This is a genomic window from Pararhizobium sp. IMCC3301 (assembly GCF_030758315.1).
Lineage (GTDB): Bacteria > Pseudomonadota > Alphaproteobacteria > Rhizobiales.
In genome coordinates, this window is sequence record NZ_CP132336.1 from 2,395,389 (window position 1) to 2,410,574 (window position 15,186).

Below are 15,186 nucleotides of genomic sequence, written 5' to 3' on the forward strand. Positions count from 1 at the left end.
ACAGGTTCGCGAAGCAGATATGGCTTGATCCTGTCGGAGTGAACCAGCCATGCGCGAAATAGTCTTTGATACGGAGACCACAGGGCTAGACGCCCGCAAGGGCGACAAGCTGATCGAGATTGGCTGCGTGGAACTGGTCAACCGGTTTCCCACGGGAAAGACCTATCACCAGTATATCAACCCCGAGCGCGAGGTCAGCCCCGGCGCTTTTGATGTTCATGGCCTGTCCTGGGACAGTCTCAAAGACAAACCGGTGTTTGCCGATATTGCCGCCGGTTTTATGGAATTTGTCGGTGAGGATGGCATTCTGGTGGCCCACAATGCCAGTTTCGACATGGGCTTCGTCAACACCGAACTGGCGGCGATCGGCCAGTCAGCCTATCCCGATGAACGGGTCGTCGATACGCTGGTGCTGGCACGGCGCAAAAATCCGGCCGGTCCTAATTCGCTCGATGCGCTGTGCACCCGTTTCGGCGTTAACAACAACCACCGCACTTTCCACGGCGCTCTGCTTGACGCCGAATTGTTGGCGAAGGTCTATCTTGAACTGCTTGGTGGCGCACAGGCGGACCTTGGACTGAATGCAGCCAATCCCGAAGAGGGCCTTGATGAAGATGGCAATCTCTGGCATCCGAAGCCAAGACCAGACCCCTTGCCGCCGCGTTTGAGTGATGATGAGCGTGCCGCTCACGCTGTATATGTAGCGACTTTTGCTGTGGAATCGCTCTGGTCGATCTATCAGCCCCGCACCCGGCGGACGCCGCGAACCGGCCGGACATAGCGGCAAAATTCGTCCTCACTGGCCGAATACTGCGACAATCCGTTACACGTTTCTCTGCAGATGACCGGAATTTCATTTTGCATTCTCACGCGAATGCGTCAAATAATCGCCTGATCCTTCGTCTAGGCGTCTGGCTCCGGTCCCAATGTCCGGACTTGATCCTGTGCAGCAATGTTCCCGGCGTGTCGCAGGACAGCAGAAACGGAGATGGCCTTGATGGATACCGAACTGCCGGACCAGCATGCGGACAGACCTTCAAAGGAACTGGCAAAGGAGTTGGCCAGACCCGGTGCCGAGAGAACACCTATGGTTGGGCCTGCAGATAGCGGCCCGTCCGAACTTTCCGGCAAAAAGCGGATCAGACCGGTGTTTCTGCTCCTGCAGGGCATCATTGCAATCGCCATCGTATTTGGCGCCGCGCTGATCATGCTGCAGATGCTGACCGAAAAAGCCGCCCCGATGCAGCGCCCGGTGCGTGAACAGGTTTTTACGGTGGAGACAATTGCGCTGGAACGCGGCAACTTTCAGCCCGAAATTTCAGTCTTTGGAACGATCATTGCCGGTAATATTATCGAGCTGCGCAGCGAATTATCCGGCCCTTTGATCTCGGTCAATCCTTTGCTTCGCAGCGGTTCCGTCCTCAGCGCCGGTACAGAAATCGCAAGCATCGACCCATTTGAGTATCAGACGGCTCTCGCAGAAGCCGATATTGATATTCTCGATTCAGAGGCCAAATTGCTGGAAGCGCAGGCCCGGTTGTCGGCGGTCAAAGCCGATGTGACGAATACCGAAGCCCAGCTGGAACTGGCTGAACGGGATCTGGAACGGGCGCAAGCCTTGGTCGCTAAAGGATCGGCAACCCGTCAGACAGCTGACCAGCGCCAGCAGGCGCTTCTGCAGATCAGGGCAGCGCTTGATGGCGCCCGCTCGAATCTGAAGGTGGAAGAAGCAAAACTTGCGCAGCAGAAGGCAGCCATGGACCGGCTCGCGCTGAAGCGCACACGGGCACAACGCAACCTCGATCAAACCGTTCTGAAAGCACCTGCCGATGCAGTTATCGACACCGAATCGATGACTCTCGGGCAGATGGTCACCGCAAACCAGGTCGTCGCCGAATTGCTCGATCTGTCAGCATTTGAGGTCCGCTTTACCCTGTCCGACGGGCAATATGGCCGGCTCACACGCCAGGCCGATGACCAGAACGGCCAACAGACCGGTCAACAAATAGGACAACTGCCCGGAACCCGGATAAAGGTGCGGTGGACTGTCGGCTCCCGCCAGGAAACAGTCCCGGCAACGATCAGCCGGACGGCATCGACCATTGCTGCGGATCGCGGCGGTATCACTCTTTTTGCTGCCCTTGACCCATTGCCGGCAGAGACGGATTTGCGGCCAGGCGCTTTTGTTGAGGTCAGCCTGCCAGATCAGGTTTACGCCAATGCGATCAGGGTTCCCGAAGCCGCATTGTATGATGAACAGCGCATTTATGTTGCCGAAGAGGGCCGGCTGCGCTCGGTGCCGGTTTCGGTGCTGACGTTTTCCGGAACGAATGTTCTTCTGCAAGCCGATCCGGCCGATCTGGCCGGTGGCGCAAGGGTCCTGACAACCCGCATCGCCGAGGTTGGGGACGGACTGCGCGTTCGCGAAGCCGGCAGCGCAGCGCCGGAAACAGAGCGCGGCGGCAGAGGCGAGGGTGCCGGCAGAGGCGAGGGTGCCGGCAGAGGCGAGGGTGCCGGCAGAGGCGAGGGTGCCGGCAGGGGCGAGGGCGGCCGCAGAGGTGAAGGTGGTCGTCCTCGGGGCGGCCACGGCGGCGGGTCAAGATTATGAAACAGCCGCAGATCCCTGGAAACGAACCGGGCCGTCCGGCACGCAAAAGCCCTTTGCCGCGCATCGGCGCATCCTATGAATTTGCGCGAAAACGCGGCGGTCTGATCGGATTGTTTGTTCGTCACAAAAACGCAGCGAATCTGTTGATGATTCTGATGCTTCTGGGCGGCATAGCCGCGATCAGCCGGATCAATACCCAGGTCTTTCCCTCAATTGAAGTCAATTCAGTGAGCGTCATCATCAACTGGCCTGGCGCCAGCGCTGAAGATGTTGCCGAAAATATTCTGGCCAATGTGGAACCTGCCTTGCGGTTTCTGGAAGGCGTTGAGGATATGCGCTCCAATGCCCGTGAGGGGGCGGCGTCTATCCGGCTTGAACTGGAGCCCGGCACAAATCTGCAGGATACCCAGGACAAGGTGGAACAGGCACTGAATGGCATTTCCACGCTTCCCGATGAGGCGGAAACGCCCCGACTCTCGACGCCGCGGTTTTTCGATATTCTGGCCCGGCTTTCAATTTCCGGTCCGTTTCCGGAAAGTTCGCTGAAAGTCTTTGCCAGACGGATCAGGGACGATCTGCTTGGGCTTGGCATCGACAAGGTTGATTTCTCCGGTTTCCGCGACACCGAAATTGGTATTGAACTTGATGAACGCAGCCTGAGGCGCGTCGATCTGACCGTCGCGGATGTGGCTGCAGCCGTTCAGGCCAATACCCGCGACCGGCCTTCCGGCAGCCTCGATAGTGATGTGGAGCGGCAATTGCGGGTGGTGGCCGGCGATCTTGACTCCGAGGCGCTGCGTGACCTGCCGCTGCGGTCCGCAGCCAATGGCGAGACCATCCGGCTGGGCGATATCGGCCGTGTCAGAATGGGCTTCAATGACGATCAGGTGCGCGGTCTCGCCAATGGTGAAACCGGCATTGAAATGACGATCCAGACCGGAACCGGCAAGGACACGCTGCAAACCGCCGCTATATTGCAGACCTATCTGGACGAACTGAAGCCGACTTTACCGCGTAATCTGAAACTCCAGCTCTATGATCTTCGCTCCGATCGCCTCAATGACCGCATCATGCTTCTGGTGAAAAATGGCGCAACAGGACTTGCCCTCGTACTCGTCATTCTGTTCGTATTCCTCAATGCGCGGACCGCTTTCTGGGTGGCAGCAGGTATCCCGGTTGCCCTGCTTATCACCATCGGAGCGCTCTATCTGATGGGCGAAACCATCAATATGCTGTCGCTGTTTGCCCTGATCATGATGCTCGGCATCATTGTCGATGATGCAATTGTCGTTGCAGAACACACCGAAACCCGGTTCAAGAGCGGCGAACCGCCGATGATGGCGGCGGAAAATGGTGCTGGTCGCATGATGATGCCTGTCATGGCGGCGGCGCTTACAACCATCGCAGCCTTTGCACCGATCCTGTTGCTCGGCGGCACGATCGGAGCCTTTATGGGGGTCCTGCCTCTGGTCGTCATTGCGGTTCTGATTGCCAGTCTGATTGAGTGTTTTCTCATCTTGCCGGGTCATCTGGCACACGCCATGACGCGGGCCGGTCAGCGGCGTTGGTCCCACTGGCGGATGATTTTCATTGCGCTGTCCCTGCTGTCGTTGCTGACGGTGGCCAATACGCTGCCACTGCCGGGGACAGCCGGAAAGCTGCAGGCTATCATTGAAGCCTGGCCAACGCTGGCGCTGGCCGGTGTTTTCTCCGCGATCAGCCTGTTAATTGCGGTTGTGATTGAAGCTGTAGTCTATCAGCTTGCAAAGCCCCATGCCTCCGGACGCGCCGGGTTGGGCGCGCGCACACGCGCAGCCTTTGACGATGGCTTCAACCGGTTTCGCGACGGCCCCTTTGCCGCGCTGGCAGAGGCTGCCTATGCCGGGCGTTACATCACCGTCGCCTTCACAATTGCAGCGATGATTATCGCGCTGGCCTTTGTCCAGTCCGGCCGGGTCAGCTTCACATTTTTCCCGTCGCCTGAGGCGGAATCAATCGGTGCCGGAGTGGAATTCAACGCCGGCATTACACAAATAGAAGCACTGCAACGTCTCCGAATACTGGAACAGGCTCTGTTTTCAGTGGAAGCATCGCTGGCTGAACCCGGCGCGTTGATCCGCTCAAGCTTCCTGACATTGGGAAGTTCAGGGCGCAGTCGCGGCGATAATGTCGCGAGCTTTCGCGTCCAGCTGACAGCGTCGGAGGATCGCGATATCCGGACGTCTGAAATTATTTCCGAATGGCGCGCGGCAGTTCCCGATATGCCCGGGCTGAAACGCTTTGCTGTTGCGCGGCACCGCGGCGGCCCGCCCGGACGGGATATCGACGTGCGGCTGAAAGGCAGCGATCCCACAATTCTGAAAACCGCCGCGGCAGAGCTGATTGTCCTGATAAATTCATTTCCCGGTGTCAGTGGCGCCGAAGATGATCTGCCATATGGCAAGCCGGAACTGGTGATGCGTCTGAAAGACAGAGGAGCCTCGCTTGGCTTTACCGTTGACCGGGTTGGCGAACAGTTGCGCAATGCGTTTGAAGGCACCATTGCACGACGGTTTTCCAATGGGGACGAGGAAATCGCCATTCGCATCAGTGAAAAGCGTGCTCTGGAAGGCACTGCCGCCTTGCGCGAGCTGGATCTGCGCGCGCCTGACGGGCGTTATGTGCCGATCACTGAAGTGGTCAGCCTGTCGGAGCGCCAGGGCTTTGCCGCCATCCAGCGGCGCGATGGCCGCACCACCATATCGATAACAGCTGATGTCGATGACCAGGTGACCAACGCCAATGCCATTCTGGAACAGCTTGAAACCGATGGCCTGGAGGCCATCGCCACGCGCTACGGAGTGGATTACAAATTGTCCGGCCGGGCTGAAGAGCAGGACAGATCCTTCAGCGAATTGCGCCTTGGCACGGCCGCAGCGATGCTGGTGATTTACATCATTCTTGCCTGGGTCTTTGCCAGCTATACAAGGCCGCTTGTGGTGATGATGATTATCCCCTTCGGCTTTGTCGGCACGGTGTTCGGGCACTGGCTGCTTGGCTTTGACCTGACGGTCCTGTCGGTCATCGGCCTGCTCGGCCTGTCGGGCATTCTGGTCAATGATTCGATCATTCTGGTCAGCCGGCTGGAGGAACGCCTCGCCGATGGTGATGTCCCGCGCGCCGCTGCCACAGGGGCGAGTCGCGACAGGCTGCGGGCAGTGTTGCTGACATCGCTCAGTACCATTGGCGGCCTTGCGCCATTGTTGTTTGAAACCAGTCTTCAGGCCCAGTTCCTGATGCCAATGGCAATTACCATGGTGTTCGGCCTGGCCTTCGCCACCCTGCTGGTTCTGTTTCTGGTGCCCGCCCTGATTGGTGTCGGCGAGGATTTCACCCGGCTGCGCCGGACCATATATGGCAGTCCTATGAGCGCCAGAAGCGCGGCAGAATAAGCACCAGTATCGTAAAGAACTCTAGCCGTCCCACCAGCATACCCAGGATCAGCAGCCATTTGGCGGTATCGCTCAATGGCGCAAAATTGCCGGACGGTCCGATGATTTCTCCAAGTCCCGGACCAACATTTGACAGCGAGGTGGCGGCTCCTGACATGGCGGTCAGCGTGTCCAGACCAGTCAGCGACAGCAACACCGCCAACACTGCAAAACTCAAAAGATAGAGAAAGAAAAACGCCATCACCGATTGCGAGACGCTGCCCGGGATCGGTCGCCCGTTGAAGCGGCGGATGAAAATGCCATTGGGAAAGGCCAGACGATTGAGATGCTGTTTTAAATCCATGAACAGCACCTGAACGCGGAACACTTTCAGGCCGCAGGATGTTGATCCGGCGCAACCGCCGATAAAGGTGATGACAAAGAACAGGGCCACCGAAAATGGTCCCCATGCACCGTAATCATCATTGGCGTAGCCGGTTCCGGTCATGATCGAAATCACATTGAAAGCGCCATAACGCAGGCCATCCAGCCCGAAATGGGCTTCATTCCAGCTCTCATAGGCCCAGATGGCAAGAATGAACATCAGCAGAATGCCGAAAAAAGCCCGCACCTGCTGGTCCGTCCAGATTGGTTTGAGCCGGCCCTGAAACACCTGTACCCAAAGCAGAAAGGGCAGGCTGCCCGCAATCATGAACACCATTGCGATTGTATCAATCAGCGCGCTGTCGAAAAAGGCCAGCGACGTGTCCTTGGTGGAAAACCCGCCCGTGGCGACAGTTGTCATGGCGTGAAACAACGCGTCGGATAAACTCATTCCGGCAATGAAATAGGCAAAGGTGCACAATACGGTCAGGCTAATGTAGATCATGCTCATTGCACCGGAGATCTGTGTTACCCGCGGCAGGATTGCATCTGTGGAATCAAATGCTTCCGCCTTGAATATCTGCATGCCGCCGATCTGCAACATCGGCAGAATGGCGACCGCCATGACGATGATTCCGAGCCCGCCAAGCCATTGCAGAATAGCTCGCCAGAACAGAATGCCAGGCGGCGTCGCCTCCAGATGCGTAATCACCGTCGCGCCAGTGGTCGTCAATCCTGACATGGCTTCAAAGAAGGCGTCGGTGAAGCTCGGCACCACGCCGGACAGATAGATTGGCAGGGCCCCGAACGTTGTCAGCACAAGCCAGGCGGATACGGTCATCATGAAGGCCTGGCGCGTGCCCAGACCGCGCACGGTTCCGCGCGTCGCCAGCCACAATCCCAGTCCGAACAGGGTGGTTATCAAAGACGCTACAGAGAAGCTGCGCCAGTCCGCATTGCCGAGCGCCGCATCGACAATGGCAGGGGCCATCATGGTGACGCCCAGAATCGCGGTCAGAATGCCGATCACCAGCAGCACGGGCCGGATATCCAGCGCTGACTGGGCTGGGATCAGGGGATCTGTTGCGAAAGCCGCCCCGGCCCGGCCGTCACTCTGCAAGCCCATAATATCTGGCGTCTGCATGCGGTTACGTCTTGCGGGCGGCAATTCAGCCATATCGGATTCTGACAACCTGTGAAGGACGGAAAGCACTTTCTAGCCGGTTGAAGCTGGTTTGTCCCGCGTCATCATCACAAAGCGTATCTGGATCACACTGCATATCTGGCCGCATCTGCACCATAATGCCGGATATAACGCTCATCAATCTCGGAAACCGGCAGAATAATCAGAACGTCGGTTGTGCCGAATTGGAAATCCAGCACTGCGCCGTCGCCGATCTTCGCGCCGACACGCAAATATCCCTTTATCAGCGACGGCAAATTGCGCAGCGCCGCTTTCACCGGAACCTCGTCCCTCGGCAAGCGATTCATAGCGGTATACCGCGCCGGCAGCGCCTTCACCCTCCACTGCGGCGCCGCTGCTGCATGGTGATGCAGGAATGACAGTGCGACAGCATTGTCGTCCGGTTCTGTACCGGCAAAAGAGGCACAGCCAAACAGCACATCAATATTGTGCGCCAGGACGTAGGACCAGATACCATGCCACAGCAATTCAACCGTGCGGCTGTTGCGATAATCTGGCAATACGCAGGACCGGCCCAGCTCGAGAAATTTACGGTGGGAATGAAGCTTCAAAAGTGGCTCGATGTCATATTCGCCGGCGCTGTAGAAGCCGCCATGCGCATCGGCAACCTCCTGTCGCAGCAGGCGGTAGGTTCCCACAATTCGGGGCTGTTTGCGGCGGTTCAGATTTCCATGATCGAGCACCAGAAGGTGGTCGCAGATCCGGTCGAAACGGTCTTCATCGCGGCGCCAAAAGCGGGTTCTGGCGTCAGCAACCGCGTCCATTTCCCGGTAAAAAACCTGGTAGCGCAACGCCTGCGTCTTGCGCAATTCAACTGGCGTTGCGGCCAGCCGCACTTCCAGATTGCCGATCCGGCCGCCAATCGGCATCGGGCCCAGCACCGGGCTCACTGGCAGAGAGGACAGAAAACCGGGGCCACGCGCCCATGAGGCGGATCGCAACCGCTGCCAGGCCGATATCGGTGTGCCCAACCCCGTTCGCATCACAAGCATTACTCCCCTTGAGTCCTACCACCTGTTGGAGACGGGACCTGTTTGCAAACCCGCTGTTCGGCATATAAGCGTGATTCGCCTGCGCACAAAACGCTTTATAACCGGTATTTGACCAACAGATGACACCGGCGCGGTCGACACGTCCCGCAAGTTCAGCACAGCCGGACCTTCGCTTCACGCCATTGCCCATCCGGCATCTCAGATCATGGGTAAACTCCTGAATTGTGGGCATCAGCTAAACGCTGACCGAGAATTTCTCTACGTGCGGGCCGCCAGCCGATAGGAAACAACATACATCGCGCACCCGATAATCGCCAGTCCGGCCAGCAAGCTCAAGAGCGTGTCATATCCCCCAATTTCCCAAATGAGGGCACCCAAAAAGGGTGCAAACGCAGACCCGGCCAAATACGGAAGCGCCAATGCACCGGATTTCGCACCAAAGTTTTGTGAGCCAAGAATTTCGCGGGCAATCAATGGTCGAAGAATACTCACAGTGCCATATGCGCCACCAAACAGTATGATTGAAGTCGACAGAAATGCAGGCGAACTGCCGCTTAGCATCAGTAACAACACAGCTGCACCCATCAGCATAAAGGCCGCAACTGCGATGCTGTGATTGGACGTGTATTTGTCTGCTGCCATCATCGCCAGTCGTCCTGCAATCTGCATGGGACCAATGAATGAAGCAGCCAACACCGCTATTTCGCTGGAAAGACCATACTCGTTCAGGATTGGGAGCAGATGGTGCAGTGTTGCTCCGTGCACAATTGCGACAAAGCTGAAGCCGACTGCAAGAAACCAGAATGCCGGTCGTTTCAAAAACGCCTCGGAAGCATCTGTTCCCGCCGTTGATCGAGCGGGATCGATGTCCCTTGCAAATTCGATCTGCCGGGCTCCCAGCCAAAGCAGCGGAGATACAATCAGTATCACCAGAAGTCCGAAACAGACCACGGTTGTTCGCCAGCCATACGCTTCTGCCAGCGTGTAAACGAGGGGGAAACTGATGGTGCTGGCGAATCCGGCTATGAGCGTGATGAAGATGATACTGCGTTTCGCGTCAGCTCCACGTGCGCGAGTAACAAGCGCAAAGCAGGGTTCGTAGAGGCATCCGGACATTGCCAGACCGATAATGGCCCATATCGCATAGAACTGCCAAAGTGTGGACACCATCGATAGAAATACAAGAGCAACTCCCCCCAAAATCGCTGAAAGCGCCATTAATGAAGGTCCACGACCGCGATCAATGAAATGACCCGCAAGTGGTGACACGAGCCCTGAAATCAGGACTGCCATGGTTATTGCAGCCATGAGATCAGGCTTGGACCAGCCCAGTTCGCGCTCCCAACGCAAAAGCATCGCAGGAAATGAATAGTACAGACCGGCCCATGCCAGGGTCTGCCCAATTGCAAGAAGCACAATTCCTCGGTCCCTGAACATTCCCGGGGTCCCTTCCGCCATCCTTTGCCCTAACGCTTCTGGATTACGCCACTGCCCTTCCGGCATCCCCCATCATGCGATAGCTCAGGGCTTCTGCCAGATGCACCCGGCCGGGTTGGTCCGCGCCTTCCAGATCGGCCAGTGTTCGCGCGATTTTCAGAACACGGTGATAACCTCTGGCACTGAGATGCATCGCTTCAGCGGCATCCTTTAGCAGAGCCAGACCAGCCGCATCGGGCTGCGCAACCACGCTGATAAGATCGGCCGGCGCTTCGGAAATACTGCGGATATTCGGGTGGCCAAGGGCGCTGAACCGCTCTGCCTGTAACCGCCGCACGCTGGCGACCCGCTCTGCCACCGCCTTGCTTGGCTCGCTGGGTTTTGGCGCTATCAGGTCACTTGCCGTGACAGCCGGGACAGCGATACGGATGTCGATGCGATCCAGAAACGGGCCGGAAATGCGGGCCTGATAGTCGCTGGCGCAGCGTGGGCCTCTGGCACATTTATATCCTGGTTCCCCGGCGCGCCCGCATTTGCACGGGTTCATCGCAGCAATCAGCTGAAACCGCGATGGATAGGTCAGGCGGTAATTGACACGGGCAATCGAAGTTTCGCCCTTTTCCAGAGGCTGGCGCAGACTGTCCAGCACCTGCGGCGCAAATTCGGGTAATTCGTCGAGAAACAGAATACCATGATGGGCCAGCGACACCTCGCCAGGTCGTGCCCTTATGCCGCCTCCGACCATCGCCGCCATCGAGGCGGAATGGTGCGGCTCGCGAAACGGGCGCCGGTCTGACAGGCCGCCCGATGACAGGGTTCCCGCAATCGACGCGATCATCGAAACTTCCAGAAGCTCCCGGGGAGCCAGCGGTGGCAGGATGGAGGGCAATCTCGCCGCCAGCATTGATTTTCCTGCTCCCGGCGGTCCGACCATCAGCATATTATGCCCACCGGCGGCGGCCACTTCCAGGGCCCGTCTTGCGGTTTCCTGACCTTTGATGTCAGCCAGATCAGGCAGGTTCCCGGCGGCAGCGTGAATCGCCGGCTCCGGGTTGGACAGCACCTGTGTGCCCTTGAAATGATTGGCAAGCTGAAGCAGGTTTTCCGGGGCGAGAACCTCCAGATCGGTGCCCGCCCAGGCAGCTTCCGGACCGCTGGAGGCAGGACAGATCAGACCCTTTTGCATGGCATTTGCGGCAATGGCAGCCGGCAGCGCGCCAGTGACGGCGGCAATGCTGCCATCCAGCGCCAGCTCTCCCAGCACCACAAATCGGCTGAGAAACTCTCCCGGAAGCGCCCCGATTGCGGCCATTAGTCCAAGGGCGATCGGCAGATCGTAATGGCTGCCTTCCTTGGGCAGATCCGCCGGTGCCAGATTGACGGTGATGCGGCGCGGTGGCAATGACAGGCCCGAGGCATGCAGAGCGCCGCGCACCCGTTCCCGGCTTTCCGCAACCGCCTTGTCCGGCAAGCCGACAATGGTAAAGGCCGGCAGTCCAGGAGCCAGCAGGACCTGAACATCCACTGGCAGGGCCTCAATGCCCTGAAAACTCACTGTGGTGACACGCGCAACCATCCGGGGGGATCCTGATTCTCGGGTAATCGGTATCTCAATATCGCGGGAATCGAATGATTTGGCAAAATACGTCTGAGCTGAGCGCCAATATTCGTCTCCGGCGGAAACCGAGTTCGACTAATTGGCCTCCAGAACGGCGCTCAGGAATTGCTGAGTGCGTTCTTTTTCGGGGGTGTCGAACAACATGTCGGGAGAACCCTGTTCTTCGATGTTACCATCAAAAAAGAAGCAGACCCGGTCTGAGATTTCCCTGGCGAAACCCATTTGGTGCGTGACCATCAGCATGGTGAGGTTGTGCTGATCCACCAGCTTGCGGATCACACTTGTCACTTCGCTAATGACCTCGGGATCAAGCGCCGAAGTGACTTCGTCGAACAGCATCACCTTGGGACGCATGGCCAGCGCGCGTGCGATCGCCACACGTTGCTGCTGACCACCTGACAAGCGAGCGGGATGCTGATCACGTTTTTCGGCCATGCCGACCATGTCGAGAAGGTCCAGGGCGCGCTCTTCGGCTTCTTTTTTCGGCAGGCCCAGAACCTGCACCGGCCCTTCCATACAGTTTCCAAGGGCAGTCATGTGCGGAAATAGGTTGAAATGCTGGAAACACATTCCGATCTTGGTTCGCATCCGGCGCATATGGGCGACGTTTGCGCGCACGAGGCGGCCGTTCTTTTCCATGTGGGTCAGGGGCTCGCCGTTCACATAGATTACGCCGCTGTCGATTTTTTCCAGCGTCATCAGCATGCGCAGCACGGTTGTCTTGCCCGATCCGGAGGGGCCGATGATCGTCACCATCTCCCCTGTTGCAACGTCAAGGTTCAGCCGGTCAAGCACCGTCAGATCGCCGTATGTTTTGCTGACATTCTGGAAACGCACCATTGGCGCGTCTTCACCTTCCAGCGTCAGGGGATATTGGCTCATGTCGTCTGTCATTTGATCAGTCCCAGTTTGCGGCGTATTGCCGTCTCAAATCGGCCGATAAACCAGGCCGTCGGCAGCGATATCGCAAGGAAGATGAGGCCAACGATCGTGTAGGGCTCCAGATAGCGATAGTTTTCAGCACCGATAGAATTGGCAGCATGCATCAGCTCACCAACCCCGATCACTGACAGCATCGGCGTGTCCTTGAAGATGCCGACCAGATAGTTTCCCATTCCTGCCAGTGCCGGGGGTAGCGCCTGTGGGATGACGATGCGCCGATAGGTCTGGGCTGTCGAAAGGTTGATCGCCTTTGCGGCTTCCCACTGGCCCTTGGGCACGCCTTCGATCCCGCCGCGGTAGACCTCGGATAGATAAGCGGCATAGTGCACTCCGATTGCAATCAACCCGGCCGTCCAGGGCGACAGGCGCAGTCCAAACTGCGGACCGACATAGTAGATAAAGAATACCTGCAGCAGCAGTGGGGTCGAGCGAATGAATTCGACCAGTTCACGGGTCACCATCGTCAACAAACGCAAGGGCGTGCGTTGCGCCAGCGCAAACACCAATCCCAGCACAAGCGCCACCGCATAGCCACCACCCGCCGCCAGAAGCGTGTTGCCCGTTGCTTCCACAAGGCGTGGCAGTATTTCCCAGGTAAAGTCCCATTTCCAGCCGATCATCAGTCAGGCCCTTCCAATCTTGCGGGCCATGACCCGTTCCATCCAACGCATGAGCGGCGTGATCAGGAAGCGGGCAAAGACGTAGTAGATGATCAGCGCGGTGCCGAACGCCTGCGCCGACAAAAAAGTGTTGTTGTTGATCTGGCGGGTTTCAAACATCAGGTCCGTGACAGAGATCAACGCAACCAGCGCCGTGCCCTTCAGGATTTCGACCATCAGATTGCCCCAGGGAGGCAGCATCCCCACCAGCGCTTGTGGCAGGATAATCCGCCACATTCGGCGCATGGGCGACATGTTCAGCGCCACCGCCGCTTCCCACTGGCCCTTGGGCACCGAAAGAATCGCGCCGCGCACCAATTCGGCACCGTAGGCACCATAGCAAAGGCCCACGGTGACAAAGCCCGCCGTGAACTTGTCGAGAGAGATCCCGAACAGGGGCAGGGCGAAGAATACCCAGTAAAGCTGCACCAGCAGCGAGGTGCCACGAAAAATCTCGATATAGATAGTGGCGATGCCGCGCAATGGCTGCGACGGGGCCAGCTTCATCAGCCCTGACAGCACCGCCGCCATAACGGCCACAAGTGCCGCCAGCACGAATTGCGCAATGGTGATCAGCGTACCGGCGACAAGGCGATCACTGTGGGTGACAACAAAATCCAGATAAGACATGTGAGGGTGAGGTTCCGTGACACGTAAAAATAAACCGGACGGCGAAAACTCCGCCGTCCGGCTGTTCGGTACTATCTTTTTTGAACAGGGTCAGTCAGCCTTGCAGGCTTCTGCTGTGGTCTGTCCATCGGGCAGGAACACCGCAGTGTAATTTTCCGCCGCGACCTTCTCCATCATTTCGTCCGAGCCGAGATATTTGGCCAATTCCGCATTGAATTCCTCGCGGAAGGCGTCATCCTCGGGGTGGAAGCCAACGCCGACCGGCGTACGGCTGTTAGCCGGAAACGCCAGCGGATCGGTCATTTCGACCGCGTCCGACATGTCCTGCACGCGTTGCGCCTCAAGCGCATTGGTTGCGCCTGCATCGGCACGTCCTGCGCGCACTGCGGCCAGCATTTCTGTGGTGCCGGGCACTTCCATGATGTTGGCTTCGGGAACGCCCGCCGCCTTGGCATCGGCAATGGTGTTATAGCCCGAGGGCGACACCATCACCAGGTCCTGATCAATGATGTCCTGATAGGTGCCGATCCCCTTCGGGTTGCCGGCAGGCACGACGAATGCGTCACCGAACACGCCGATCGGCTCTGAGAAATCCATATTCTCGCAGCGTGCGGCCAGAATATACATCCCCCCGGTTACGATATCGACCCGTGAAGCGATGATGCTGGGGATCAGACCCGCCCAATCGGTTAGCACAGGTTCGACATTCGTATGCCCCATGCGCTCCAGAACGGCGATCGTAATATCGTTAACGAAACCTTTGGCGGACCCATCCTCACCGGCATAGGCCCAAGGCGGCGCAGCGGCAAAGCCCAGACGTATCGGCTCTCCGGCTTCCAAACGATCGGCCAACGGACCGGCCTGCGCGGTAGCGGCGGCAATCGTGGCACCCAGTATGAATCCCAGTGTTCTCGTGATCGTAGTTCGTATTAAGTTCATCGGTTTTCCTTGTTTTAGCGCCTGTGCGGCGTCCGAAGGGAAATGGTCTGAAGCGGAAAATCCCGCCAGAGTTGGCATAGCCTTGCAAGGCTATCACCCCGCGCCGAATGCGCGGTTCCCAAGCTCACAACTATGCAACTTCCCTTCTGGTTCCGCAACCGGGTCGATCCACCTCACAGACCGGATCACTATATTTGAAGGCGAAACAGACATTGAAATTTGGCGTTTTGGCGTGATCTGCCCGAGTGCTATGGCCCATATACCACTTGCTACAAACGGTTCGAACGATGGCGTTGCACAGGCGTTCAGGATCGTATCCTGGCCGCCATCTCGCATCGGGAAGAAACCGGGATGTGACTTCTG

Annotated in this window: 11 protein-coding genes and 1 pseudogene; 4 read left to right on the top strand and 8 right to left on the bottom strand. The window is 57.9% G+C overall.

From position 1 onward, the window contains the following. Window positions 1-49 precede the first annotated feature (49 nt). From dnaQ to RAL88_RS11630, 3 genes are all read left to right on the top strand, one after another. Window positions 50-781 (top strand): DNA polymerase III subunit epsilon, encoded by a 732-nt coding sequence (dnaQ, locus tag RAL88_RS11620; RefSeq protein WP_306263537.1) that lies wholly within the window; start codon window positions 50-52, stop codon window positions 779-781. A 216-nt stretch (window positions 782-997) separates the two neighbouring features. Further along, entirely contained in the window at window positions 998-2,608 is a 1,611-nt protein-coding gene (locus RAL88_RS11625; RefSeq protein WP_306269656.1) for an efflux RND transporter periplasmic adaptor subunit, read from the top strand. Further along, window positions 2,605-6,039 carry an efflux RND transporter permease subunit gene (locus RAL88_RS11630; RefSeq protein WP_306263538.1) on the top strand — a complete coding sequence of 1,145 codons (3,435 nt, stop codon included), beginning with the start codon at window positions 2,605-2,607 and terminating at the stop codon, window positions 6,037-6,039. Before RAL88_RS11625 ends, RAL88_RS11630 begins: the two co-directional genes overlap by 4 nt. On the opposite strand, the gene RAL88_RS11635 is transcribed toward RAL88_RS11630, so the two are convergent. The 8 genes from RAL88_RS11635 to RAL88_RS11670 all read right to left on the bottom strand — a co-directional run bounded on the left by RAL88_RS11635 (window position 6,011) and on the right by RAL88_RS11670 (window position 14,823). Beyond that, entirely contained in the window at window positions 6,011-7,546 is a 1,536-nt protein-coding gene (locus RAL88_RS11635; RefSeq protein WP_306263540.1) for a TrkH family potassium uptake protein, read from the bottom strand. The two genes, RAL88_RS11630 and RAL88_RS11635, sit on opposite strands and share 29 nt — an antisense overlap. Before the next feature lie 125 nt (window positions 7,547-7,671). Beyond that, window positions 7,672-8,589, bottom strand: a complete 918-nt coding sequence (locus RAL88_RS11640) for a GNAT family N-acetyltransferase (protein ID WP_371932090.1) — start codon at window positions 8,587-8,589, stop codon at window positions 7,672-7,674. Between the two features lie 267 nt (window positions 8,590-8,856). Then, the gene (locus RAL88_RS11645; protein WP_306263543.1) at window positions 8,857-10,035 is read right to left on the bottom strand and encodes an MFS transporter; all 1,179 of its coding nucleotides are present in this window, start codon (window positions 10,033-10,035) and stop codon (window positions 8,857-8,859) included. Between the two features lie 43 nt (window positions 10,036-10,078). Then, window positions 10,079-11,611, bottom strand: a complete 1,533-nt coding sequence (locus RAL88_RS11650) for a YifB family Mg chelatase-like AAA ATPase (protein ID WP_306263545.1) — start codon at window positions 11,609-11,611, stop codon at window positions 10,079-10,081. Between the two features lie 117 nt (window positions 11,612-11,728). Beyond that, window positions 11,729-12,547, bottom strand: a complete 819-nt coding sequence (ehuA, locus tag RAL88_RS11655) for an ectoine/hydroxyectoine ABC transporter ATP-binding protein EhuA (protein ID WP_306263547.1) — start codon at window positions 12,545-12,547, stop codon at window positions 11,729-11,731. Next, a complete protein-coding gene (ehuD, locus tag RAL88_RS11660; protein ID WP_306269660.1) occupies window positions 12,544-13,212 on the bottom strand; it encodes an ectoine/hydroxyectoine ABC transporter permease subunit EhuD in 669 nt (222 codons plus the stop codon). The genes ehuA and ehuD overlap by 4 nt, the downstream gene beginning before the upstream one ends. Window positions 13,213-13,218: 6 nt before the next feature. Next, window positions 13,219-13,884 carry an ectoine/hydroxyectoine ABC transporter permease subunit EhuC gene (gene ehuC, locus RAL88_RS11665; protein WP_306263549.1) on the bottom strand — a complete coding sequence of 222 codons (666 nt, stop codon included), beginning with the start codon at window positions 13,882-13,884 and terminating at the stop codon, window positions 13,219-13,221. Between the two features lie 90 nt (window positions 13,885-13,974). After that, window positions 13,975-14,823, bottom strand: coding sequence for a transporter substrate-binding domain-containing protein (locus RAL88_RS11670; protein WP_306263551.1), 849 nt, complete (start codon window positions 14,821-14,823; stop codon window positions 13,975-13,977). A gap of 228 nt (window positions 14,824-15,051) precedes the next feature. On the opposite strand from RAL88_RS11670, the pseudogene RAL88_RS11675 reads away from it, so the two are divergent. Continuing rightward, window positions 15,052-15,156, top strand: a pseudogene (locus RAL88_RS11675) (transposase); the annotation flags it as partial. Window positions 15,157-15,186 lie beyond the last annotated feature (30 nt).